This window comes from Mycobacterium sp. IEC1808 (assembly GCF_002101935.1).
Classification (GTDB): domain Bacteria; phylum Actinomycetota; class Actinomycetes; order Mycobacteriales; family Mycobacteriaceae; genus Mycobacterium.
On record NZ_LQPV01000070.1, the window covers coordinates 91,269 to 113,681 of the forward strand.

The following is a 22,413-nucleotide window of genomic DNA, read 5'->3' on the forward strand; positions in this document are numbered from 1 at the left end:
GAGGCGACCATGTCGGCACAGATCGATCCGCGGGCCTTCCGGCAGGTGCTGGGTCAGTTCTGCACCGGGATCACCATCATCACCACCGTGCACGACGACGTGCCGATCGGATTCGCCTGCCAGTCCTTCGCGGCGCTGTCCCTGGACCCGCCGCTGGTGCTGTTCTGCCCGACGAAGGTGTCGCGGTCCTGGAAGGCCATCGAGGCCAGCGGCCGGTTCTGCGTCAACGTGCTGACCGAAAAGCAGAAGGACGTCTCGGCCCGGTTCGGCTCGAAGGAGCCCGACAAGTTCGCCGGGATCGATTGGCAACCTTCGGAATTGGGTTCGCCGATCATCGACCGGTCGCTGGCCTACATCGATTGCACGGTGGCGTCCGTGCACGACGGCGGGGACCACTTTGTGGTGTTCGGTGCCGTGCAATCTCTTTCGGAGGCTCCCAAGATCAAGCCGCGGCCGCTGCTGTTCTATCGCGGTGACTACACCGGCATCGAGCCGGACAAGACGACGCCCGCCCAATGGCGCGACGACCTGGAAGCGTTCCTCACCACGACCACCCAGGACACCTGGTTGTAGTTTTTCGGCCGCGAGCGTAACCACACTGCGATATTTCTCGCGGCGGTTTCCAGGGTTGATTGCAACAGCCTCTAGTTGAGGGGTTGTGATGAGGCCGTCGCGGTATCCGTTCGTGGGTCGGCAGTTCTGGGATTTGGTCGGTGCGGGGATGTCTTTCGAGGATGCCGGGGAGGCCGCGGGTGTGTCGCGGCGCACGGGATGGGGTTGGTTTGCTGATGCTGGCGGAGTGAAACCGACCTTTGCAGATGAAACTGTCCCGCGTTCGTGACCGCGTCTGAGCGTGGAGGAACGTGAAGAGATCCAGGACGGGATCGCTCGGGGTGAGTCGATCCGGTCGATGGCGCGCCGGCTCGAGCGCGCCCCGTCGACGGTGATGCGTGAGATCAACCGCAACGGGTCCTTTCGGGGACCGGGACGCTATCGGGCGCGGTATCGCTTCGGTGCGCGGTGGCGGGGCGGCTGGGATCCCACCCCGCGGTATCGGGCCAGCCAGGCCCCATGCGCAGGCGTGGCGGCGTGCCCGCCGCAACGGGCTGCTGCGTCAGTACTTTGCCAAAGGCACTGACCTGTCGGTGTTTCCGGCCGACTACCTCGACTACGTCGCGGCCAAACTCAACACCCGGCCCCGCCAGACTCTCGGCTGGAAAACCCCGGCCGAGGCCCTCGATGAACTACTCTGCAACCCGTTCAAACCAACAGCTGTTGCATAGAGTCCTTGAAACTGCCGCCGCGTTTTCGCAGTGTGGTTACGCTCGCGAACTGACAACCCCATGTTTGGCGCTCGCCGCCTTGCGGGCATCCGGTGGGGTATGCGCTCACCAGCCACCCGAGCGTTGACGGATTATCTCAACGCGCAAATCGACGAGATAGAAAACGGCGACGAGGAGTTGCGCCACGGTGGTGGCGAAGACCCCGTGCACGACACCCGCGTCGCGATCCGGCGGTTGCGGAGCACCTTGCGCGTCTTCGCCAAACTGCTGGACCGGCAGAAGATCGGCGACGCCGATGGCGAACTCAAATGGTTCGCGGCGCTACTCGGTGACGTTCGCGATTGCGAGGTTCAGGAGCGCCGCTTCGCTGAGGCGCTGGACGGCCTGCCCGACGAGCTGATTCTAGGTCCCGTCCGGTCGCGGATCCGCAACGACCTGCAGGCAATCGAGCTCCCCGCCCGCGCCCGGCTCGAGGAGGCCATGGATTCCGACCGTTACCGCGCGCTGCTGACCGTGCTGCGCGATTGGCGCTACGAACCGCCCGTCGCGCAACAGATCTCGGCCGCGGCGCTGCGCAAGCGGGCCCGGCGCGCGGAGCGCAAGGCGGATCGGCGGCTGGCGGAGGCGCTCGGATCCGACGACAACGAACTGCTGCATCGAGCGCGCAAGGCCGCCAAGCGCGCCCGCTACGCCGCCGAACTGCGCAATCCGTTGGACAAGCGAGCCAAGCGGACCGTCAAGCACTACAAGCGGATTCAAAGCCTGCTCGGCGACCACCAAGACACCGTCGTCGCCACCCAGAGACTTCGGCAGATGGCGTTGGCCGCGGGAACGACCGTGGGGGAGAACGGCTTCAGCTACGGCATGCTGTACGCGCGCGAACAGCAACTCGCCCGCCAGTGCCGGGAAGACGCCTTACAGCTGGTGTAGACGACCGCGCCCGGTGGCCCGCTGAGGGGGCGGGCCACCGGGACTGGCCGGCCGGCCCGGGGCTTAGGCGCGGTGGTGCCTGGTCGCTTCCGCGTTGGTCTCCCGTGACGTGTCGTGCCGCGCTTCGTCGCGACCCTCGGCGGGCGGTTCATGCGCCTCGGTACGGGTCTGCGGGTCGATGTTCTCGGCGCGCTTCAACTGGTCCTGGAGTTCCTCGCGTGACGCCGCCGCGTCGCTGTGATGGCTGGCCGCGCGTTCCTGCAACCTGGCGGCTTCGGCGGCCTTGGCTTCGGCTTCTGCCTGTGCGGCCCGCGCCTTGGCGGCCGTTTCATCGGCAAGGGCTTGCCGCTTCTCGGCCCTGGTCGTGGTGACCCTGGCCTGTTCGCGAATCTCCTCGGCCTGCCGAACGCGCCGGCGGCGCGCCGCCGCCCTCGCGGCAAAGATCACGGCGGCGATCACGAGAACCGCCGCCACGGCGGTCACAATCCACATGGTGCTCGTATTCATAGGGGGCTCCGTCGGTTCGTCTGGGTAGTTGCTGCAGCCCGTCCGTACCGGGGTCCCCATATTTGACAGGAATAAAACAACCGGGTATTCGCCGGTGGCTACCGGAAGTCGAGCGCCTCGACCGTCGCGATGGGGCCCTCGTGGGTCGGCCGATTCGCCCCGCCGATGCAGTAGACGGTATTGCCGACCGTCGCCACCACCTCGGCGTGACGCGCAGTCGGCATCGGGGCCAACGTGGTCCACTTGCCGTCGGCGATCTCGTACATCTCGACCACGTTCAGCACCATCGTCGGTTCCTCGCCACCGACCACCACGATGCGCCCGTCGATGTACGTGGCGCCGTAGCTTCCGCGCGGCGTCGGCATGCCCACCAACCTCGTCCACGACCCGGAAACCGGATCGAAGCGTTCCAGCGCCGCGGAGTTCTTGTCGGCGGAGAGGAACCTGCCGCCGATGGCGTACACGTAGGTGCCGTCCGACACCGCGGCCAGGTGTTCGCGCGCGGTGGGCATGTCGGGGGCATCGGTCCACGAACTTCCGTCGAAGACCTCGGTCTGGGGGACGAGCTGCTTGGCGTTCTGCCCGCCGACGACGACGAGCTTGTCGCCGGCCACCGCCGCCGCCGGCGCCGCCCGGGCGTGCCTGAGGCTGGGCAGCTCCACCCAGTTGCCGCCGCGCAGCGCGAAGACCCGGTTGGACCCGTCCGCGATGTTGTCGCTGGCGCCCCCGAGCACCACAACCTCGCCGCGGTAGGTCGCCGCGGCCGCGTGGTGCAGCGGGATGGGTAACGGGGGCCCGGTCTCCCAGGCGCCGGTGCGCGGCTCGTAGCTCTCGACCGTCGTGAGGGCGACACCCTCCCGCAGGCCGCCCATGATCCAGATCTTGTCGCCCAGCACGGTCCACGCCATCATCAGCCGCGGGGTCGGTGCGTCGGGCAGGGAACGCCATTGCGACGCGGGCTGGATCTCGCGGGGCGGCAGCTTCAGCGCTTCGGCCTCCGAAATCACCTGGCTGTCCCCGACGGCCGTCGACCCGCCGATCGCGTACACGGACTTCTCCACCGCGGCGACGGCCATCCCGTGTCGCGCCGTCGCCATGTCCGGCAGGGCGTCCCAGTGCCTCGTCATGAGGTCGAACACCGAGACGCTCTTGAGAACCCGTCCTCCCGACACGCCCCCGACGGCGACCAGCCGCCCGTCGGCGATGGCCACGCCGAGGTCGCTGCGGGACTGGGGAAGCGCCGGCATTGTCGTCCAGGTTTTCGCGGCCGGGTCATACGCTTCGACGATCGTCAGGTCGGAGTCGCCGGTGGTTCCCCCGACCGCATACACCAGCTTGCCGTCCGACGCCGCGGCCAGCATCTGGCGCGGGGTCGGTATGGGGGCGCCCAGGCTCCAGGAATTGCCGTCGAAGACCTCGGTGGTCCTCAGCAGGGCCCCGCCGGCGTCGACCCCGCCGGTGACGACGAGGCGGTCTCCGACCACCGCCGCGGCCGCGGCGGCCCTGGGCGCCAACAGGTGTGGCAGTTCGACCCACCGGCTGTTGACCACCCGCCAAACCTGGTCGCTGGCAACCTTTTTGCCGTTGACGGTCTTCCAGCCGCCGAGGACTACCGGGTTGCCCTGCCAGGTCACGGCCATCGCGTGTTGCAGCGCCACCGGCAGATCGTCGCCGCCCTTCCACTCGTCGATGGCGGGGTCGTAGCCCTCGTGCTTGGTGGTGGGGTTGCCGTCGCCTCGGATGCCGCCGAAGACCCAGATCGTGCCGTCGGCCTGGGTGGTGGCGACCGCATCGCGCGCGACGCGGGCGTTGGTGATCGGCTTCCAGGTGAGGGGCGCCTGGCTCGGCGGGCCGGCGGTCTTGTGAGTGGCGTTGTCGGGCCGCAGCCACAGGAACACGGCACCCACGACCAACAGCGCCACGACGGCTGCCGCCAGGGCGATGCGACTGCGCCTCTTGCCCGGTTGGGCGAACCACTCCCGGATGCGCAGCGCTACGGGCTTGCGCCAGGGGGGCGGCGCCGGAGGCTGTTCGGGACCGCTCGGCGCGCTCGGCGGGCTGCCGGACGATGTCTGGGGCTGCGTTTCCGCGGCGTGACCGCTGCGCAAGACGCTGGCCGCCGCGGAAAACTCGTCATGACCGGAGGGGCCCGACGGGGTGGGCGGCGTGGCCGCGACCGCGTCGTCCCGGGCAACCGGCGTCCCGATCGGCGAGGTCGGGCGCGTTTCCCCGCCATTGGAGGAGGGGGAGGGGGAGGGGGCGGCGTCGACGGCCGCGCGACCCTGCCCGCCGATCGCCATCGCATCGGGTTTGAGGCCGTTGTTGCGCTGCGCGGCCTGCAACTCGCGGCCGAATTCTTCGGCCGAGGCTGGCCGGTCCGCCGGGTCGAGCGACATCGCCCTCTCGATCGCCGAGCACACGGCGTCCGGGATTCCCTCGGGGCGCAGGTCCGGGACCCCGGTCGTGCTGATCCGCAGGTACTGCGCGATCAGGTCCTCACCCTTCCTGCGCTCGTGGGGCGCGTTGCCGACGATGAGCGCATAGAGGGTGGCGCCGAGCGAGTACATGTCGGCCGCGACCGTCGCCGGACTGCCGGTCATCACCTCCGGCGCCGTGTAGTCGATGGTGCCGGAGAAGAACCCGGTCGCCGTCTCGTATCCGCCTTCGATGTGGGCGATGCCGAAATCGCTCAACTGCGGTTCGCCGTAGTCGTTGATCAATATGTTGGCTGGCTTGATGTCGCGGTGCAGCGTTCCGGTCCGGTGCGCGGTTTCCAATGCGCCGCAGAGCTTTACACCGATGCGCAGGGCGTCGGGCCAGGGCAGCGGTCCCTCGCGGCGCAACCGGACCGCCAGCGAATCCGCGGCGTGGTAGGGCATGACGATGTACGGCCTGTTGCTGGTGGTCACCCCGACCCGCAGGATGTTGACGATGTTGGGGTGCCCGGACAGCCCGCCCATCGCGTAGCCCTCGCGCAGGAACCGTTCCCGGCTCTCCTCGTCCATGTGCGACGGCATCAGCTTCACCGCGACGCTGCGGCCGAGCGCCGTCTCATAACAGCGGTAGATCACTCCGGCCCCACCCCGGGCCACCTGCTGCGCATCCTCAAATCCGGCGGCCGCCAGCTCCACGGCGATCCCGCCGGACACCGACGCCACGCCGTCGGACCTGGGTTCTTCGGGCATTCCTGGCCGGTTAACCTCCCGTACATACAGGTCAGAGAGCTCAAGAGTATCGCCCGTGACCTCGCCGGAGTGTCTTTCGGCGACCATCGTTATCAAGCCAAGACGTGGCGGCCAACCGCACGAGGATGCAACGGGTTTGGCACGAGCCTTCGAGGGGATGCTCGGGCCAGAATGGCGATATGACGTTGGATCTGAAGGGGTATTTCGAACGCATCGATTTTCAAGGCGTTGCCGAGCCGACGCTCGACGCGCTGCAGGCGCTGGTGAGCGCTCACACCCGCGCCATCCCGTTCGAGAATCTCGATCCGCTGATGGGAACGCCGGTCGATGACCTCGGCCCAGATGCCCTGACCGACAAGCTGGTTCACCGACGCCGCGGCGGCTATTGCTACGAGCAGAACGGACTGATGGGTTATGTGCTGTCGGAACTCGGCTTTCGGGTGCGGCGACTGGCGGGCCGGGTGATCTGGATGCTCCCGCCCGACGCGCCGTTCCCGGCGCAGACCCACACCGTGCTCGCGGTGACCTTCCCCGGCTCCCAGGGGTCTTACCTCGTCGACGTCGGCTTCGGCGGGCAGACACCCACCTCCCCGATCCGGATCGAGACCGGCAACGTCCAACAGACCACGCTCGAGCCGTACCGACTCGAGGACCGCCGGGACGGGCTGGTACTGCAGGCCCAGATCCGCGGCGAATGGGCGCCGCTGTATGAGTTCACGACGCGCACCGCACCGGCGATCGACCTCAAGGTCGGCAGCTGGTTCGTCTCAACCCACCCGTCGTCGCACTTCGTGACCGGCCTGACGGCCGCGCGGGTCACCGACGACGCCCGATGGAACCTGGCCGGGCGCCACCTGACCGTCCACCGCGCCGACGGCAGCGAGAAAACCCTGCTGGACGACGCGGCCGCCGTCGTTGACGCCCTCGCCGAACGGTTCGACATCAATGTGGCCGATCTGGGTGACCGCGGCGCGCTCGAGGCCCGCCTCGACAAGGTCCTCGGGCCCTGACGTCGATTTCCACGTGATCCGCGGCGCGCCCATTGTTCGACGTGACGACCGCCATACCCCCGCAAATGCGGCAAATAATAAGAGCGTCTATTAACCTGTCCCAACGTGAGTCGGGATCACGGGTCGGCCGGTGCTGTCGGGGCTGCCTCGGGCAGTGTCGACGCTGACGCTGTCCCGAGCGGCGGGATTGTGGTGCCCGAGGGTGTCACCCTGACCTCGAATTTCGACCGCAACCGGGCCCTGTTGGGTGACAGTCCGGCCTACCGCTTCATCGACTATTCGCAGGACCAAGACGGGCGGATCCTCGAACTCAGCTGGAACGAGCTGTGGTCGCGCGTCTGCGCCATTGGCGCCCGGTTGCAGCAGGTCACTCAGCCCGGGGACCGGGTGGCGATCCTGGCGCCCCAGGGCCTCGATTACGTGGCGGGTTTCTTCGCCGCCGTCCACGCGGGCAATGTCGCGATCCCCCTCTTCGCGCCGACGTTGGCGGGGCACGGCGAGCGGTTGGCCGCGGTGCTGGCCGACGGCCGGCCCGCCGCGGTCCTGACCACCACCGCGGCGGCCGAATCGGTGCGGACCTTTATCCGGACTCTGCCCGCGAACGAGCGGCCGCGGATGATCGCGGTCGACGCGGTGCCCGCCAGCCTCGCCGAGACCTTCACCGACCCCGTCCGGGACACCGACGACCTCGCCTACCTGCAGTACACGTCGGGCTCGACCCGCACGCCGGCCGGGGTGGAGATCACCCATCGCGCCGTCTACACCAACGCGATGCAGATGATCCTGCACGGGGGGCTGAACACCGACGTCCAATGCGTGAGCTGGCTGCCGCTGTATCACGACATGGGGCTGATGATGATCGTGTTCACGGCGTATTTCGGGGCGCACGTCGCGCTGATGGATCCGATGGCTTTCCTTCGCCGGCCCTACCGCTGGATGAAGCAATTGGGTATCGCGGCGACCCGCGGCCGGACGATGGCGGCGGCACCGAACTTTGCCTTCGAGTTGACGGCCCAGCGAGGCCTGCCCCCGAAGGGTGAAGACCTCGACCTCAGCAATGTGGTGTGCCTGCTCAACGGGTCCGAGCCCGTGAGCATGTCGGCCATCGAGCAGTTCACCAACGCCTTCGCCCCGTACGGCCTGCCCGCGTCGGTGGTCAAGCCGTCCTACGGGATGGCGGAAGCGACCCTGTCGGTCGCCAGCATCGCCCCGGACGCCGCGGCCAGCGCGATCTTCCTCGACCGCGAGCAGCTCGGCGCCGGCCGCGCGGTGGTCGTCGACCCGACGGCACCGAATGCGCTCTCGCTTGTCTCGTGCGGCCAGCCGATCCTCGAGGAGTGGGCGGTGATCGCCGACCCGGACGGTGCGGAGGTACCCGACGGAACCGTCGGGGAAATCTGGCTGCACGGCAACAACGTCGGCCGCGGATACTTCGGCCGCGAGGAAGAAACCCGACGAGTGTTCGGCAACAAGCTGCAGTCCCGGCTCGAGGTGGGCAGCCACGCCGAGGGCGCTCCGGACAACGGGTCCTGGCTGGCGACCGGCGATCTCGGCGTCTACATCGACGGCGAGCTGTACCTGACGGGCCGGATCAAGGACCTCATCATCATCGACGGCCGCAACCACTATCCGCACGACATTGAGACCACCGTGAGCGAAGCTTCGCCTGCGATCCGCACCGGCTACGTCGCCGCGTTTTCCGTTCCGGCCGAGGCGGTTTCAACTCTCACCGGGAGCGGCGGATCGGGCGAGCAGGTGGTCATTGTCGCCGAGCGCGCCGCCGGCGCGGGCCGCGATTTGGGGCCAATCGCCGACACGGTGCGGGCGGCGGTCTCGCGGCATCACCAGATTCGTGTCGCCGATGTTCGCCTGGTGGCCGCCGGGGGCATTCCCCGCACGACGAGCGGCAAGCTCGCCCGTAACGCCTGCCGGGCCGAATACCTCGCTGGGCGGTTCAACCGCTGACGGGCAGCCAGGGGCCGATTCGGTTGAGGGCCTCTTCGATATCGCTGGTGGGTCCGGCGAACGACAGCCGGACGAACGAATTCCCGCGCGCGGTGTCGAAGTCGATGCCCGGTGCGATCGCAACGCCGGTGTCGGCCAACAGCTTTGAGCAGAAATCGATCGAGTCGTCGGTGAAGTCCGAGACGTCGGCGTACACGTAGAACGCGCCGTCGGTGGGCGCCAACCGGTCGACGCCGATTCGGCGCAGGCCGTCGAGCAGCAGCGAGCGGTTGATCGCGTAGTGCGCCAGGTTGCCGTCGGCTTCGGCCGTCGCCTCCGGGGTGAACGCGGCCACCGCGGCGAGCTGCGACAGCACCGGCGGGCAGATGGTGAAGTTGCCGGTCAGGCAGTCCACCGCGCGGCGCAGCTCCGTCGGCAGCAGCAGCCACCCCAGTCGCCAGCCAGTCATCGCGTAGTACTTGGAAAAGCTGTTCACCACCACCGCATCTCGTGAGGTCTGCCAGGCGCAGCTGGTCTGCGGCGCCCCCTCGTAGACCAGCCCGTGGTAGACCTCGTCGCTGATCAGCCGCACCCCGGAGGCCTCGCACCACGACGCGATGGCGGCGAGCTCGGCCGGCGGGATGACCGTCCCGGTGGGATTGGCGGGGCTGGCGACGATCACGCCCTTGATCGGCGGGTCGAGTTCGGCGAGGATCTGCGCGGTCGGCTGAAACCGCGTCTCCGGCCCGCAGGCGATGTCCACGACCTCACATCCCAACGCGGACAGGATGTTTCGATAGCAGGGATAGCCGGGGCTGGCCAGCGCCACCCGATCTCCCACGTCGAAGCACGCCAGGAAGGCCAGCAGGAAGCCACCGGAGGAACCCGTGGTCACGACGACCGCGTCGGCCTCGACGTCGATCCCGTGTTTGCGTTGGTAGTCCGCCGCGATCGCGGCGCGCAGCTCCGGAATGCCCAGCGCGACGGTGTAACCCAGCCGGTTGAGGTGCAGCGCCGAGGCCGCGGCCGCGCGCACCGGCTCGGGAGCGCCGACGCTCGGTTGGCCCGCCGACAGGTTGACCAGGTCGCCGTGGCTGCGCTGGCGCTCCGCGGCGGCTAGCCAGACATCCATCACGTAGAACGGCGGGATGCCGGCGCGCAGCGCGACGTGGTCAATCACGTCGGCAGGACTTCAGATTCCAGCTCGCGCAGCAGCTCCCGCGGTGGGTCGAGCAGGTGCGCGCTGCCGTGGGCGCGTTTGAAGTACAGGTGCATGTCGTGTTCCCAGGTGATCGCGATGCCGCCATGCAACTGAATCCCTTCGGCCGCCACGGCTTTCAGGGCTTCCGTGGCGGCGAGGCGCGCGGTGGCCGCGTTGGTCGGGGTGGGGTCGTCGCACGCGTCGGACACCACGGCCTTCGCCGCGGCGACCGTGACATACAGGTCGGCCATCCGATGCTTGAGCGCCTGGAAGCTGCCGATCGGGCGGCCGAACTGCACCCGGTTCTTGGTGTATTCGACCGTCAGTTCCAGGCAGCGTTCGGCGGCGCCGATCTGCTCGGCCGCCAGCAGGATGGCGGCGACGTCCGCGATGCCCGGGTCGTCACCGATGGCTTCGGTCTCCTCCGGTTGCACTCGGGCCAGGCGGCGGGTGGGGTCCATGGTGGCGACGGGCTGTGCGCTGAAGCGGGTCCACCTGCTCAGCCCGCCCTCGGCGGCCGCGACGACGACGTCGGCGACGTCGCCATTGACCACGAAGTCCGGGTCGAGCACCACCGCGCCGATCGAACTGCCCTCGGCGAGGCTCTCGAGTGTCTTCGCGTCCGGTTCCGCCGCCGCGAGCAACGCCAGCTCCGCCAGCGTCGTGCCCAGCAGGGGAGAGGGAACCAGGCCCCGGCCCAGCTCCTGCAGAACGACTGCGGCGTCGGCCAATTCGCCGCCCGCGCCGCCCAGCTCTTCGGGGATGACCAGCGCCGCGGCGCCGACCTGTTCACACAGCAGTTGCCACAGCGCCTCGTCGTAGCCGCGGTCCGACTCCGTCGCGGCGCGCACCGCCGCCGGGTCCGCGTGCTTGGCGACCAGGGCGGCCACGGTCTCTCGCAGCATCCGCCGTTCTTCACTCATGCGCGCCGCTCCTCTCCCCCGCAAGCGGGAGGTACCCCCACATCGCGTCGTCCCCCGCAAGCGGGAGGTGCCCCCACTGCATCGTCGCCGGCGCGACTCATAGCGCCTCCAGGACTCGTCGCCGATGCGCCTCGGGAGTACCCCCGGCCGAGCGTAGTGCCTGCACCCGCAGCAGCCACAGCGACAGGTCGTGTTCCTGGGTGAACCCGATGGCGCCGTGGGTTTGCAACGACGCGCGCGCCGCGAGCAGGGCCGCGTCGGATGCCGCCGCCTTCGCCGCACTGACGTCGCGTGGTTCCAGGGTGAGCGCCGCGCCATACAGCAGGGGTCGGGCGAGTTCGATCGCGATGTGCACGTCGGCCAGCTTGTGCTTGATCGCCTGATAAGAACCGATCACCCGCCCGAACTGGCTGCGTTGCGTGGCGTAGTCGACGGCGCCGTTCAGCAGTGCCTCGGCGGCCCCGACCAGCTGCGACGCGGTGGCCAGCGCACCGAACTCGTAGGCGCGCTTGACATCCGCGTGCCAGGCGTCGCCCCTCGGTGTGACGTCATAGAGGCGACGGCTGGGGTCGACGGACTGATGCGCCTCTCCCGCTTGGGCTTCGGTGACGGCACCGTCAGTGGCCAGCAGCACCAGCCCGGCGGTGTCGGCGTCGACCGCGCGCGGCGCGTCGGGGGGGAGCGCGACGGTGGCGATGAGCTCGCCGGAGGCCAGGCCCGCGCAGCGCTCGTCGTCCGCGAGCAGAATCGGTGCGACGGCAATGGATTCGGTTACCGGGCCGGGCACGCACCAGCGCCCGAGGCGCTCAATCGCGACCACCAGGTCGACGGGATGGGCCTCGATGCCGTCGAATTTCTCCGGCACGGCCAGCGCGGTGACGCCGAGGTTGGCCAGCTGCTCCCACACCTTGCGGCCCGGCGCGGTGTCGCCGGCCGACCACGCTCGGATGGCGCCCGGCAGGTCCGCGGCGCCCAGCGCCGCGTCGATGCTGGCCGAGAAGTCGCGCTGCTGTTCGTCTAGTGCGAAGTCCATTACCTTTTCTCCCGGGGTAGACCCAGCAGACGTTCGGAGATGATGTTGCGCTGAATCTCGTTGGTGCCGGCGTAGATCGGGCCGCCCAGCGCGAACAGCAGCCCGTCGGTCCAGGGTCCGGCCAGCTCGCCGTCGGCGCCGAGGATGTCGAGCGCGGTCTGATGAATCGCCACGTCGAGGTCCGACCAGAACACCTTGGTCACCGACGACTCGGCGCCGAGCTCACCGCCGGCGGCCAGCCTGGTCACCGTGCCGAAGGTCTGCAGGCGGTAGGCCTGCGCGTTGATCCACGCTTGGGCGACCCGGTCGGCGAAGCCGGGAGGACTGCCGCAGTCCTTCCACAGCTGCACCAATCGCTCCGCCGCGGCCAGGAAGCGGGCCGGGCTGCGCAGCGACATGCCGCGCTCGTTGCTTGATGTGCTCATGGCCGCGCGCCAGCCGTCGTTCGGGGTGCCGATCACGTCCTCGTCGGGAACGAAGACGTCGTCGAGGAAGATCTCCCCGAAGCCGGTGTCGCCCCCGAGCTGGACGATGGGGCGCACGGTGACGCCCTGGGCCTTCAGGTCGAACATGAGGTAGGTGAGGCCGTTGTGCCGCTCGGCCGCCGGGTCGGATCGGAACAGCCCGAATCCCATCTCGGCGAACGGCGCCCGCGAGCTCCAGATTTTCTGGCCGTTGAGCAGCCAGCCGCCGTCGGTCTTGGTGGCGGTGGAGCGCAACGACGCCAGGTCACTGCCGGACTCGGGCTCCGACCAGGCCTGCGCCCAGATCTGTTCGCCGCTGGCCATTTTCGGCAGGATGCGGTCGAGTTGCTCCTCGGTGCCGTGCGCGAAGAGCGTCGGGGCCAGCATCGAGGTGCCATTGGCGCTGGCCCGGCCCGGCGCCCCGGCGCGAAAGTACTCTTCCTCGAACACCACCCAATGCAGCAGCGGCGCGTCGCGACCGCCGTACTTCTCCGGCCAGGTGATCACCGAGAGGCCGGCGTCGAACAGCACGCGATCCCAAAGCCGGTGTTGCGCGAAGCCTTCGGCGTTGTCGTAGGACTTCGTCGGGATCTTCTCGGCGTTGGCCACCAGGAATTCCCGCACCTCGGCTTGGAAGGCCAGCGTCTCGTCATCTAATTGCAGATCCAATTCAGGCCAACTCTCGCAGTTGTGGTTTGACCACCTTGCCGCCCGCGTTGCGCGGCAACTCGTCGACGAACCGCACCGATCGCGGCGCCTTGAAGTTCGCCAAATGCTCACGGGTGTAGGCGATCACCGATTGCTCGTCCAGGTCGGAACCGGGCCGGGGCACCACGAACGCGCGCCCCACCTCGCCCAGCCGCTCGTCGGGAACCCCGATCACCGCGGCGTCGGCCACCCCGTCCATCCGGGCCAAGACCTGCTCGACCTCGGCGGGGTAGACGTTGAACCCGCCGCAGATGTACATGTCCTTGAGCCGGTCGGTGATGCGCAGGTTGCCCGCCTCGTCGACCGCGCCGATGTCACCGGTGTGCAGCCAGCCGTCGGCGTCGATGGCGGCCGCGGTCGCGGCCGGGTCGTCGAGGTAGCCGAGCATCACGTTGGGCCCGCGCAGCAGGACTTCTCCTGTTTCGGAGCCCGCTTCCCCCGAAGTGCTTGAGTCGATGCGCAATTCGAAGTCGGCGAACGGACGCCCGCAGGTAGTCGCGACGGTGACCGCGTCGTCGTCGGCGCGGCACATCGTTCCCATGCCGTTGGCCTCCGTCAGCCCGTAGGCGGTCAGCACGATGTCGATGTCGAGCTCGGACTGCATGCGCTCGACCAGCACGACCGGCACGGTCGCCGCGCCCGTCACCGCGAAGCGCAGCGAGCTCAGGTCGTAGTCCTTGCGCGCCGGATGGTCCAACAGGGTCTGGTAGATGGTGGGCGGACCCGGCAGCACGGTGATGCGGTGTCGCTCGATGGCTTGCAGCGCCCGCAGCGGGTCGAAGGTCAGGTGCGGGATCAGCGTCGCGCCGGTCTGCAGGCAGGCCAGGATGCCGGCCTTGTAGCCGAAGTTGTGGAAGAACGGGTTGATGCAGAGGTAGCGGTCGTCGGCGGTGATCTTGCCGTTGGCGGCCCACGACGCCGAGGCCGACAGCGACTGCCGGTGCGCGCACATCACGCCTTTGCTGCGGCCCGTCGTGCCGGACGTGAACAGGATGTCGCTGACGTCGTCGGGCACGACGGCCGCGGCGCGTTCGGCCACCGCCAATGTGTCGCTCCCGCGGGCCATGAAGTCGTCCCAGGTGCCGTCGTCTGCCTCGATCGGGATCCGCACGATGTGTCGCAGCGCCGGCAGGGCTGGAGCACCAAGGCGGTCCAGGTCGGCGATGCGATCGTTGCCGAGGAACCGGCCCATGCCGAATAACACCGGCGCGTCCGTGCGCGCGAGGATGTCGGCGGCCTCCTCGGCGGTGTAGCGGGTGTTCAGCGGCACCATCGCGGCGCCGGCGTGGTGAATCGCGAGGCAAGCCACCACCCAATGCCAAGTGTTCGGCGACCAGATGGCCACCCGGTCGCCGGCTTGCACGCCCAGCGCGATGAGTGCGGCCGCCGCGCGGTGCACCTCGGTGCGTAGCTTGGCGGACGTGAAGGACCGCTCCTCGGTGATCAGCGCGTCGTGGTCGGGCAGTTGGTGTGCCAAGCGATCCAGCGCCGCGGGCACGGTGCGGGGATCGGTGGACACTGGAACTCCTTAACAAAGCAAGTGCTTGGTAGGTTAGCCTACAGGGCATGCAGGACGTCGAGGAGTTCCGGGCCGAGGTCCGCCAGTGGCTCGCCGACAATCTGGTCGGCGAATTCGCAGCTCTCAAGGGCCTTGGCGGCCCCGGGCGCGAGCACGAGGCGTTCGAGGAACGCCGGGCCTGGAACCAGCATCTCGCCGAGGCCGGACTGACCTGCCTGGGCTGGCCGGTGGAGCACGGCGGGCGAGGGCTTTCGACCGCGCACCGGGTGGCGTTCTACGAGGAGTACGCCAAGGCAGACGCGCCGGACAAGGTCAACCACTTCGGCGAGGAGCTGTTGGGCCCGACGCTGATCGCGTTCGGCACGCCGGAGCAACAGCAGCGCTTCCTGCCGCGCATCCTGGACGTCACCGAGCTGTGGTGCCAGGGCTACTCCGAACCGGGCGCCGGCAGCGACCTGGCCAACGTCTCGACGACCGCCGAACTCGACGGCGACCAGTGGGTGATCAACGGCCAGAAGGTGTGGACGTCGCTGGCGCACCTGTCGCAGTGGTGCTTCGTGGTGGCGCGCACCGAGAAGGGCTCGAAGCGACACGCCGGCCTGTCCTATCTGCTGGTCCCGCTGGATCAACCGGGCGTGCAGGTCCGCCCGATCGTGCAGATCACCGGCACCGCCGAATTCAACGAGGTGTTCTTCGACGACGCCCGCACCGATGCGTCGTTGGTGGTGGGCCAGCCAGGCGACGGGTGGCGGGTCGCGATGGGGACGCTGACCTTCGAGCGCGGTGTCTCCACACTTGGGCAGCAAATCCGCTACGCCCGTGAGCTTTCCAACCTTGCCGACCTCGCGCAGCGTAACGGCGCCGCCAACGACCCGTTCATCCGGGAACGGCTGACGCGGGCGTGGACGGGTCTGCGGGCCATGCGGTCGTACGCATTGGCCACCATGGATGTCGAGCAGCCCGGCCAGGACAACGTCTCGAAGCTGTTGTGGGCCAACTGGCATCGCGACCTGGGCGAGCTGGCGATGGACGTGATCGGCCGGCCGTCAATGGCGTTGCCCGACGGGGAATTCGACGAGTGGCAGCGGCTTTTCCTGTTCACCCGGGCCGACACCATCTACGGCGGGTCCAACGAGATCCAGCGCAACATCATCGCCGAGCGGGTGCTCGGCCTACCCCGAGAGGTTAAGGGATGACGCTCTCCGAAGCGCCGAAAGAGATTGCCGGACACGGGCTTCTGCAAGGGAAGGTAGTCGTGGTGACCGCGGCCGCCGGAACCGGTATCGGCTCGGCGACCGCCCGGCGGGCACTCGCCGAAGGGGCCGACGTGGTCATCTCCGACCACCACGAACGGCGGCTGGGGGAGACCGCCGACGAGCTCGCCGCGCTGGGACAGGGCCGGGTCGAGAAGGTCGTGTGCGACGTGACGTCCACGGCCCAGGTCGACGCCCTGATCGACTCCACCACGGCGCGCATGGGCCGCCTCGACGTGCTGGTCAACAACGCCGGGCTGGGCGGGCAGACCCCGGTGGTCGACATGACGGACGACGAATGGGACCGCGTCCTGGACGTGACGCTGACGTCGGTGTTCAGGGCCACCCGCGCGGCGCTGCGGTATTTCCGCGAGGCGTCGCACGGCGGTGTGATCGTGAACAACGCCAGTGTGCTGGGCTGGCGCGCCCAGCACTCGCAGTCACACTACGCCGCCGCCAAGGCGGGCGTCATGGCCCTAACCCGCTGCAGCGCAATCGAAGCCGCCGAGTACGACGTCCGCATCAACGCCGTCTCGCCCAGCATCGCGCGGCACAAGTTTCTGGACAAGACGACCTCGGCCGAGCTGCTCGACCGGCTGTCGGCGCAGGAGGCGTTCGGCCGTGCGGCCGAGCCGTGGGAAATCGCCTCCACCATAGCCTTTCTGGCCAGCGACTACTCGAGTTACCTGACCGGAGAGGTCATCTCGGTATCGAACCAGCACGCGTGAGCTGATCGGTTACAGGCGGGCAAGGTCCAACAGGCCGGCTAGGCCGGAGCCGATGTTCAACAACCCCGAGTCGAAGCCGCTGATGACGCCAATCGGGTTGCCGCCGACTGCAGCGGTGACGCCCGTGTTGAAAATGCCCGAAATTGCACCGCTGATGCCTGAGCCGCCGGCGGCAGAATTGAAGAAGCCCGAAATCAGCTCAGGGTTCACGCCGGTGGCCCTATTGGCGATGCCTGACACAAAATCGCCGGTATTAAAAAAGCCGGAGTCGCCGCTACCCGTGTTGTTGAAGCCCGAGTTGGCCAGGCCGGTGTTGGTTGTGGAACCAAAGCCGGTATTCGCGGTGCCCGAATTCCAGAAGCCGGTGTTGGTGAAGCCCGAGTTGCCATTGCCCGTGTTTTCGCCGCCCGAATTCCCCATGCCGGTGTTCGTGAGTCCCGCGTTCCCGGCGCCCGTGTCGTAGCTCCCGGCGTTCCCGAACCCAGTGTCCAGCTCGCCCGCGTTCCCGATGCCCGTATTTAATGCTCCCGCGTTTCCGATGCCGAAGTTTTCGATGCCGGAATTTCCGATGCCGATATTGTTCCAGGAGCCTGGCACGAAGGTGTTGTCGCCCGAGTTGAAGATGCCGACGTTTCCGGTGCCGGAGTTGAAGAAACCGATGTTGTTGGTGCCCGAGTTTCCGAAGCCGATGTTCCCGCTGCCCGAGTTCAGCCCGCCGAAGCTGAACTGATTGGTTGCGGTGTTGAAAAAGGTGTTGCCGATACCGATCTCGTTGTTGCCGGTGAGCCCGAAGCCGATGTTGTAGCTTCCAGTGTTGCCGGCGCCCCTGTTTCCGGTGCCGGTGTTCCCGGCACCGATGTTGGCGCTGCCGTTGTTTCCGAAGCCCGAGTTGAAGGTGCCGGTGTTGCCTATCCCCACGTTTTGGCCACTGGTGTTGCTAGGACCGAAGTTTCCAAACCCGACGTTGAATGCGCCGAAGTTTCCAGCGCCAAAGTTACGGATACCGATGTTTCCCGTGCCCACGTTGCCGGTGCCGTTGTTTCCGCCGCCGCGGTTGGAGCTGCCGGTATTGCCGTTGCCGATGTTGGTGCTCCCCGTATTGCCGTTGCCGATATTGCCGGTACCACCCGTGTTGCCGACGCCCAGGTTTGGCAGGCCGGCCAGGAGCTGCTGCAGCGCCTGCGCGGGCGCCAACTGCGCCGCCGCCGCCGACGCACCCGAGTAGTAACCCGACATCGCCGACACGTCTTGGGCCCACATGGCCTCGTAGTCGCTCTCGAGTTGGGCGATGGCGGGTGCGTTGAGGCCGAACCAGTTCGACATCACCATCTGCACAAGCGAATTGCGGTTGAGGTCCACCAGGAGCGGGTGCACGGTCGCTGCCTGGGCGGCCTCGAAGGCACTGACCACCGCGCGGGCTTGCCCGGCCGCACTCGCCGCCTGGGCCGAGGCTTGGCTCAGCCACCCTGTGTACGGTGCCGCCGCGGCGGCCATCGCCGCAGCTGCCGGGCCCTGCCAAGCTTGACCGACCAACCCGGACGTGACCGCGGAAAACGACGACGCCGCGTTTCCCAGCTCCGAGGCCAGCCCGTCCCATGCCGCCGCCGCCTCGAGCAACGGTGCCGAGCCGGCGCCACTGAACATCAACAGGGAATTGATTTCCGGCGGCAGCACCAGAAAACTCGCCACTGTGGCCTCCTACGCGTTTCCCCCGGCCGCGACAAAGCGACCGGTGCCCGAAGGGAAGTGAGTAATCGCCTTCGAATGCTACGACGGCGTCGACGAGCATTTCTGGCTTTTGCGAGAATCGCCGCGACATGTTCACCGGCGCGTACGAGGTCGCGGCCACGAACACTTTTCCGCCCAGCAACTCTCGAGTTACTTGGCCGGAGAAGTGGTTTGGTATTTAGTTGGCGGCCAAACGAGCCGTTACGGCAACAGATGAATGAGGTCAAACAAGCCCGATACGAGGGTGCCCCTGTTGAGCAAGCCCGAGTTGTCACCGCTGAGGGCCGGGCCGGCAGTTACGCCCGGGACACCCATGTTCAAGATGCCCGAGCTTTGGCCGTCAACTGCCGTGCCGCCGGTGGCCGTGTTGAAAAGGCCCGAAATGTTGTGGTTTATGGCGCCGCCGCTAGCGGTGTTGAAGAAGCCGGACATCCCCGTACCCGTGTTTCCAAAGCCCGAGTTGGTCAGGCCGCTGTTGGTGGTGATCGCGACGCCTGTGTTCACGTCGCCCGAATCCCAGAAGCCGGTGTTTGTGTTGCCCGAATTCGCGAAGCCCGTGTTCACCTGGCCTGAATTCCAGAAGCCCGTGTTCGTGTTGCCCGCATTACCGAAGCCGGTGTCTTCGGCGCCCGCGTTCACGAGGCCGGTGTCTATCGTGCCCGAGTTCCCTAAGCCGAAGCTTCCGGTACCCGAGTTTCCGAAACCGCAGTTGGCGATGCCCGAATTGCCGAGTCCAATGTTGTTGATGCTGCCTGGCAAAACTTGATTGCTGCCCGAGTTGAGGATGCCGATGTTGTTGTTGCCTGAGTTGAAGAAGCCGATATTGCCGCTGCCCGAGTTGAACAAGCCGATGTTGCCGCTGCCCGAATTCAGCCCGCCAAAGCTAAATTGATTGGTAGCCCTGTTGAAGTACGTGTTCCCGATCCCGATCTCGTCGTCACCGGTAAGCCCGACGCCGATGTTGTTGTTGCCGGTGTTTCCGAGGCCGATGTTGCCGTTGCCGGTGTTAGCGCCGCCGCTGTTACCGTCGCCGACGTTTCCCAAGCCGGCGTTGCCATTGCCGGTGTTACCTATGCCCATGTTGTGGCCCGGGTCCGAGCTGGTGAAGGGGTTACCGTGGTTTCCGAACCCGATGTTCGCGTTGTTGCGGTTTCCGGCGCCGACGTTTCCGCTGCCGAAGTTCCCGCTGCCGGTGTTGTTGTTACCGAAGTTTCCGCCGCCGAGGTTGGAGCTGCCGGTATTTCCGCCACCGACGTTCTCGCTTCCTTTGTTGCCGTTGCCGACGTTGGCGTTGCCGATGTTGCCAATGCCCACGTTGGGCAGGGTGGCCAGGATGTCCTGCAAGGTCTGCGCTGGCGTCAATCCGGCGGCTGCGGCCGACGCGCCCGAGTAGTAGCCGGACATCGCCGACACGTCGGCGGCCCACATTTCCTCGTAGTCGCTTTCCAACTCGGCGATCGCCGGCGCATTAAGGCCAAACCAGTTCGACATCACCATCTGCACAAGTGAATTGCGGTTGAGCTGCACCATGATCGGTTGCACCGTTGCCGCCTGCGCGGCCTCGAACGCACTCACTACCGCTCGGGCCTGCCCGGCCGCCCCCGCCGCCTGCGTCGCCGCCTGGCTGAGCCACCCCGCGTACGGCGCCGCCGCGGCCGTCATCGCCTGCGCCGACGGACCCTGCCACGCCTGGCCCGCCAGCCCCGAGGTCACCGACCCGAACGATGCCGCCGCGACACCGAGCTCCGAGGCCAGTCCGTCCCAGGCCGTCGCGGCCGCTAACAGCGGCGCGGAACCCGCACCTGAGAACATCAGTATTGAATTTATTTCCGGCGGCAACACCATGAAACTCATCGAACACCGTCCTTTTACAGCCCGATCGCAGAGGACGAAATGATGTTAAACCGCGACTGGCGTTTTGCGGTTCATTTTTCGAGGAAATGGGATTGATACGAGCCGCAGTGGACAATTAAGGGGTGTTGCGATTACCCGAATTGCTCCAGTAGTTGTTGGAGATTCAACAAGCCAGGCACGGTGCTGCCGGTGTTGCACCTGCCTGTGTCGTCGCGGTCGGGGAACCGAGGTTCCCGAAATCGAGCGTGCTACAGGTTCTTTAGCAGTTGAGTGAGGCTGAAGAACCCGGCCACACCGGTGCCTGTGTTGAAGAAACCTGAGTCTAAGCCGCTGGCGACGCCGCTTGGGACCCCAAAAAGTGGTGCCGTGACACCGGTGTTGAAGAAGCCCGAGATGTTGCCGTTCCCCAATGCGTCGCCGATGGCCTTGTTGAAAAAGCCCGAACTGGCGTCGTTTCCGAGACCATTGATCGCGTTGTAGAAGCCTGAGACGTTTGTGCCCGTATTGCCGAATCCCGAGTTGGTTGCGCCGCTGTCGGTGGTCACTCCGAATCCGGTGTTCACATTGCCCGAATTCCAGTAGCCCGTGTTGATGTTGCCCGAGTTCCCGTCGAATGTGTTACCGGTGCCTGAGTTCTGGTTGCCCGTGTTGAGGCTGCCCGCGTTTCCGAAGCCGGTGTCAAATGAGCCGGAGTTTCCGAAACCGGTGTCCAGCTCACCAACGTTGCCGAAGCCGAAGTTCCCCACGCCGGAGTTGCCGAAGCCGATGTTGCCGAAGCCGGAGTTGCCGAATCCCAAGCCTTGAAGCCTACCCAAGTCGGCAGGAAGGACGTTTTGCCCGGAATTGAAGAAGCCGACATTGCCGTCGCCGGAGTTGAAGAAGCCGATGTTGCCGGTTCCGGAGTTCCCAAAGCCGATGTTGCCGCTACCCGAGTTCAGGCCGTTGAAGAAGAACTGACCAGTCGTCCTATCGAAGTATGCATTGCCGAGACCGACCAGGTTGTTGCCCGTGAGGCCGAAACCGATGTTGTTGTTCCCGGTGTTGCCGGCGCCTTGGTTTCCGAACCCGGTGTTGCCCAAACCAACGTTGTTGTCGCCGAGATTACCCATGCCGATATTGCGGCCAGTGGTCGAGCTGGTACCAGCATTTCCGAGGCCGATGTTTCCGAAGCCTGCGTTTCCCCAACCGAAGTTGTTGCTACCCGTGTTGCCGCTGCCGGCATTGTTGCTACCGAAGTTGCCGCCGCCGACGTTTCCGCTGCCGTTGTTGCCGTTACCGATGTTGGCGTTGCCGTTGTTGCCATTTCCGATGTTCCCGGTCGAACCGACGGCGTTGCCAATGCCCAAGTTTGGTAGGCCCGCCAGCAGGTCTTGCAGGCCTTGCGCCGGCGCCAACTGCGCCGCCGCCGCGGATGCGCCCGAGTAGTACCCCGACATTGCCGACACGTCCTGGGCCCACATCGCCTCGTAATCAGCCTCGATCTCGGCAATCGATGGCCAATTAAGACCGAACCAGTTGGACTTCACCATCTGCACCAACGAGTTGCGGTTGAGTTCCACCCACAGCGGGTGCACGGTCGCGGCCTGCGCGGCCTCGAACGCACTCACCACCGCACGTGCCTGAGCCGCCGACCCCGCCGCTTGGGCGGCCGCCTGGCCGAGGAAACCAGCGTAGGGAGAGGCCGCGGCCGCCATCGCTTGAGCCGCGGGGCCCTGCCATGCCTGACCGACCAGTCCCGCGGTCACCGAGTCGAAGGAGGACGCCGCACTTCCAAGCTCGGAAGCCAAGCCGTCCCACGCCGCTGCGGCCTCCAGCATCGGCGCCGAACCGGCACCTGAGAACATCAGCAGAGAGTTTATTTCCGGAGGCAACACCATAAAACTCATGACCGCGTCCTTTCCAGCCCGATTGCAGAGGACAAACGGATGTTAGACGCCTGCTGACGCTGTCATTACACAATTGGCGAAAATCGCACGGATTCGCGTCAGTCCCGTACGGGTAACGGCAGTGTCAATTATTTCGCTGTCGTATCCCTTTAGATGGGCCGGCGGCCGGGACCAGGCAGCATTCCGACAAGCCGGGAGCCGTGAGAAGTGTTGGGCTCCATACTCGTTTCGAGGAGCTCTCGATGTCAGGTCGGCCG

The 22,413-nt window shown here is 67.0% G+C and carries 17 protein-coding genes and 1 pseudogene; 8 read left to right on the top strand and 10 right to left on the bottom strand.

From position 1 onward, the window contains the following. The first annotated feature begins 9 nt into the window (after nucleotides 1–9). The 4 genes and pseudogenes from hsaB to AWB92_RS28285 all read left to right on the top strand — a co-directional run bounded on the left by hsaB (nucleotide 10) and on the right by AWB92_RS28285 (nucleotide 2,213). Nucleotides 10–573, top strand: coding sequence for a 3-hydroxy-9,10-secoandrosta-1,3,5(10)-triene-9,17-dione monooxygenase reductase subunit (gene hsaB, locus AWB92_RS28275; RefSeq protein ID WP_085191583.1), 564 nt, complete (start codon nucleotides 10–12; stop codon nucleotides 571–573). 280 nt (nucleotides 574–853) lie between these two features. Beyond that, nucleotides 854–1,138 (top strand): helix-turn-helix domain-containing protein, encoded by a 285-nt coding sequence (locus AWB92_RS30955; protein ID WP_241523627.1) that lies wholly within the window; start codon nucleotides 854–856, stop codon nucleotides 1,136–1,138. After that, nucleotides 1,101–1,283, top strand: a pseudogene (locus AWB92_RS30960) (IS30 family transposase); the annotation flags it as partial. The gene AWB92_RS30955 and the pseudogene AWB92_RS30960, both read left to right, overlap by 38 nt. Before the next feature lie 99 nt (nucleotides 1,284–1,382). Beyond that, nucleotides 1,383–2,213: a CHAD domain-containing protein gene (locus AWB92_RS28285; protein WP_241523628.1), complete on the top strand. Its 831-nt coding sequence runs from the start codon at nucleotides 1,383–1,385 to the stop codon at nucleotides 2,211–2,213. 63 nt (nucleotides 2,214–2,276) lie between these two features. On the opposite strand, the gene AWB92_RS28290 is transcribed toward AWB92_RS28285, so the two are convergent. Both AWB92_RS28290 and AWB92_RS28295 read right to left on the bottom strand, forming a co-directional pair. Continuing rightward, nucleotides 2,277–2,720 carry a hypothetical protein gene (locus AWB92_RS28290; RefSeq protein ID WP_142282358.1) on the bottom strand — a complete coding sequence of 148 codons (444 nt, stop codon included), beginning with the start codon at nucleotides 2,718–2,720 and terminating at the stop codon, nucleotides 2,277–2,279. Nucleotides 2,721–2,818: 98 nt separating this feature from the next. Continuing rightward, on the bottom strand, nucleotides 2,819–5,905 hold the full coding sequence (locus tag AWB92_RS28295) for a serine/threonine-protein kinase (RefSeq protein WP_085191588.1): 3,087 nt from the start codon (nucleotides 5,903–5,905) through the stop codon (nucleotides 2,819–2,821). A 179-nt stretch (nucleotides 5,906–6,084) separates the two neighbouring features. Between AWB92_RS28295 and AWB92_RS28300 the strand changes: the two genes are divergently transcribed. Further along, a complete protein-coding gene (locus AWB92_RS28300) occupies nucleotides 6,085–6,915 on the top strand; it encodes an arylamine N-acetyltransferase (RefSeq protein WP_085191590.1) in 831 nt (276 codons plus the stop codon). A gap of 189 nt (nucleotides 6,916–7,104) precedes the next feature. Beyond that, nucleotides 7,105–8,880, top strand: coding sequence for a fatty acyl-AMP ligase (locus AWB92_RS28305; protein ID WP_241523630.1), 1,776 nt, complete (start codon nucleotides 7,105–7,107; stop codon nucleotides 8,878–8,880). On the opposite strand, the gene AWB92_RS28310 is transcribed toward AWB92_RS28305, so the two are convergent. The 5 genes from AWB92_RS28310 to fadD3 form a co-directional block, all read right to left on the bottom strand. Continuing rightward, entirely contained in the window at nucleotides 8,870–10,039 is a 1,170-nt protein-coding gene (locus AWB92_RS28310) for a pyridoxal phosphate-dependent aminotransferase (protein ID WP_085191594.1), read from the bottom strand. The genes AWB92_RS28305 and AWB92_RS28310 overlap by 11 nt on opposite strands. Next, on the bottom strand, nucleotides 10,036–10,983 hold the full coding sequence (locus tag AWB92_RS28315) for an acyl-CoA dehydrogenase family protein (protein ID WP_085191596.1): 948 nt from the start codon (nucleotides 10,981–10,983) through the stop codon (nucleotides 10,036–10,038). The genes AWB92_RS28310 and AWB92_RS28315 overlap by 4 nt, the downstream gene beginning before the upstream one ends. A gap of 97 nt (nucleotides 10,984–11,080) precedes the next feature. Next, nucleotides 11,081–12,016, bottom strand: coding sequence for an acyl-CoA dehydrogenase family protein (locus AWB92_RS28320; protein WP_085191598.1), 936 nt, complete (start codon nucleotides 12,014–12,016; stop codon nucleotides 11,081–11,083). After that, on the bottom strand, nucleotides 12,016–13,149 hold the full coding sequence (locus tag AWB92_RS28325; RefSeq protein ID WP_085191600.1) for an acyl-CoA dehydrogenase family protein: 1,134 nt from the start codon (nucleotides 13,147–13,149) through the stop codon (nucleotides 12,016–12,018). Before AWB92_RS28325 ends, AWB92_RS28320 begins: the two co-directional genes overlap by 1 nt. A 1-nt stretch (nucleotide 13,150) precedes the next feature. Further along, nucleotides 13,151–14,707, bottom strand: a complete 1,557-nt coding sequence (fadD3, locus tag AWB92_RS28330) for a 3-((3aS,4S,7aS)-7a-methyl-1,5-dioxo-octahydro-1H-inden-4-yl)propanoate--CoA ligase FadD3 (protein ID WP_085191602.1) — start codon at nucleotides 14,705–14,707, stop codon at nucleotides 13,151–13,153. 47 nt (nucleotides 14,708–14,754) lie between these two features. Here fadD3 and ipdE1 point away from each other — a divergent pair, with 47 nt between their 5' ends. After that, entirely contained in the window at nucleotides 14,755–15,903 is a 1,149-nt protein-coding gene (gene ipdE1, locus AWB92_RS28335; protein WP_085191604.1) for an acyl-CoA dehydrogenase IpdE1, read from the top strand. Beyond that, on the top strand, nucleotides 15,900–16,688 hold the full coding sequence (ipdF, locus tag AWB92_RS28340) for a (5R,7aS)-5-hydroxy-7a-methyl-1-oxo-2,3,5,6,7,7a-hexahydro-1H-indene-carboxyl-CoA reductase (RefSeq protein WP_085191606.1): 789 nt from the start codon (nucleotides 15,900–15,902) through the stop codon (nucleotides 16,686–16,688). Before ipdE1 ends, ipdF begins: the two co-directional genes overlap by 4 nt. Nucleotides 16,689–16,697: 9 nt before the next feature. On the opposite strand, the gene AWB92_RS28345 is transcribed toward ipdF, so the two are convergent. The 3 genes from AWB92_RS28345 to AWB92_RS28355 form a co-directional block, all read right to left on the bottom strand. Continuing rightward, nucleotides 16,698–18,377 (bottom strand): PPE family protein, encoded by a 1,680-nt coding sequence (locus tag AWB92_RS28345; protein ID WP_085191608.1) that lies wholly within the window; start codon nucleotides 18,375–18,377, stop codon nucleotides 16,698–16,700. A 240-nt stretch (nucleotides 18,378–18,617) separates the two neighbouring features. Next, the gene (locus AWB92_RS28350) at nucleotides 18,618–20,270 is read right to left on the bottom strand and encodes a PPE family protein (protein ID WP_085191610.1); all 1,653 of its coding nucleotides are present in this window, start codon (nucleotides 20,268–20,270) and stop codon (nucleotides 18,618–18,620) included. Nucleotides 20,271–20,518: 248 nt separating this feature from the next. Beyond that, nucleotides 20,519–22,156 carry a PPE family protein gene (locus tag AWB92_RS28355; RefSeq protein WP_085191612.1) on the bottom strand — a complete coding sequence of 546 codons (1,638 nt, stop codon included), beginning with the start codon at nucleotides 22,154–22,156 and terminating at the stop codon, nucleotides 20,519–20,521. Between the last annotated feature and the right edge of the window lie 257 nt (nucleotides 22,157–22,413).

Bases quoted from the DNA above. Each gene is read 5' to 3' on its own strand.
- AWB92_RS28350 (WP_085191610.1), bottom strand. From the start codon at position 20,270: ATGAGTTTCATGGTGTTGCCGCCGGAAATAAATTCAATACTGATGTTC.
- AWB92_RS28295 (WP_085191588.1), bottom strand. From the start codon at position 5,905: ATGCCCGAAGAACCCAGGTCCGACGGCGTGGCGTCGGTGTCCGGCGGG.
- hsaB (WP_085191583.1), top strand. From the start codon at position 10: ATGTCGGCACAGATCGATCCGCGGGCCTTCCGGCAGGTGCTGGGTCAG.
- ipdE1 (WP_085191604.1), top strand. From the start codon at position 14,755: ATGCAGGACGTCGAGGAGTTCCGGGCCGAGGTCCGCCAGTGGCTCGCC.
- AWB92_RS28355 (WP_085191612.1), bottom strand. From the start codon at position 22,156: ATGAGTTTTATGGTGTTGCCTCCGGAAATAAACTCTCTGCTGATGTTC.
- ipdF (WP_085191606.1), top strand. From the start codon at position 15,900: ATGACGCTCTCCGAAGCGCCGAAAGAGATTGCCGGACACGGGCTTCTG.
- AWB92_RS28290 (WP_142282358.1), bottom strand. From the start codon at position 2,720: ATGAATACGAGCACCATGTGGATTGTGACCGCCGTGGCGGCGGTTCTC.
- AWB92_RS28285 (WP_241523628.1), top strand. From the start codon at position 1,383: ATGCGCTCACCAGCCACCCGAGCGTTGACGGATTATCTCAACGCGCAA.
- AWB92_RS28300 (WP_085191590.1), top strand. From the start codon at position 6,085: ATGACGTTGGATCTGAAGGGGTATTTCGAACGCATCGATTTTCAAGGC.
- AWB92_RS28315 (WP_085191596.1), bottom strand. From the start codon at position 10,983: ATGAGTGAAGAACGGCGGATGCTGCGAGAGACCGTGGCCGCCCTGGTC.
- AWB92_RS28320 (WP_085191598.1), bottom strand. From the start codon at position 12,016: ATGGACTTCGCACTAGACGAACAGCAGCGCGACTTCTCGGCCAGCATC.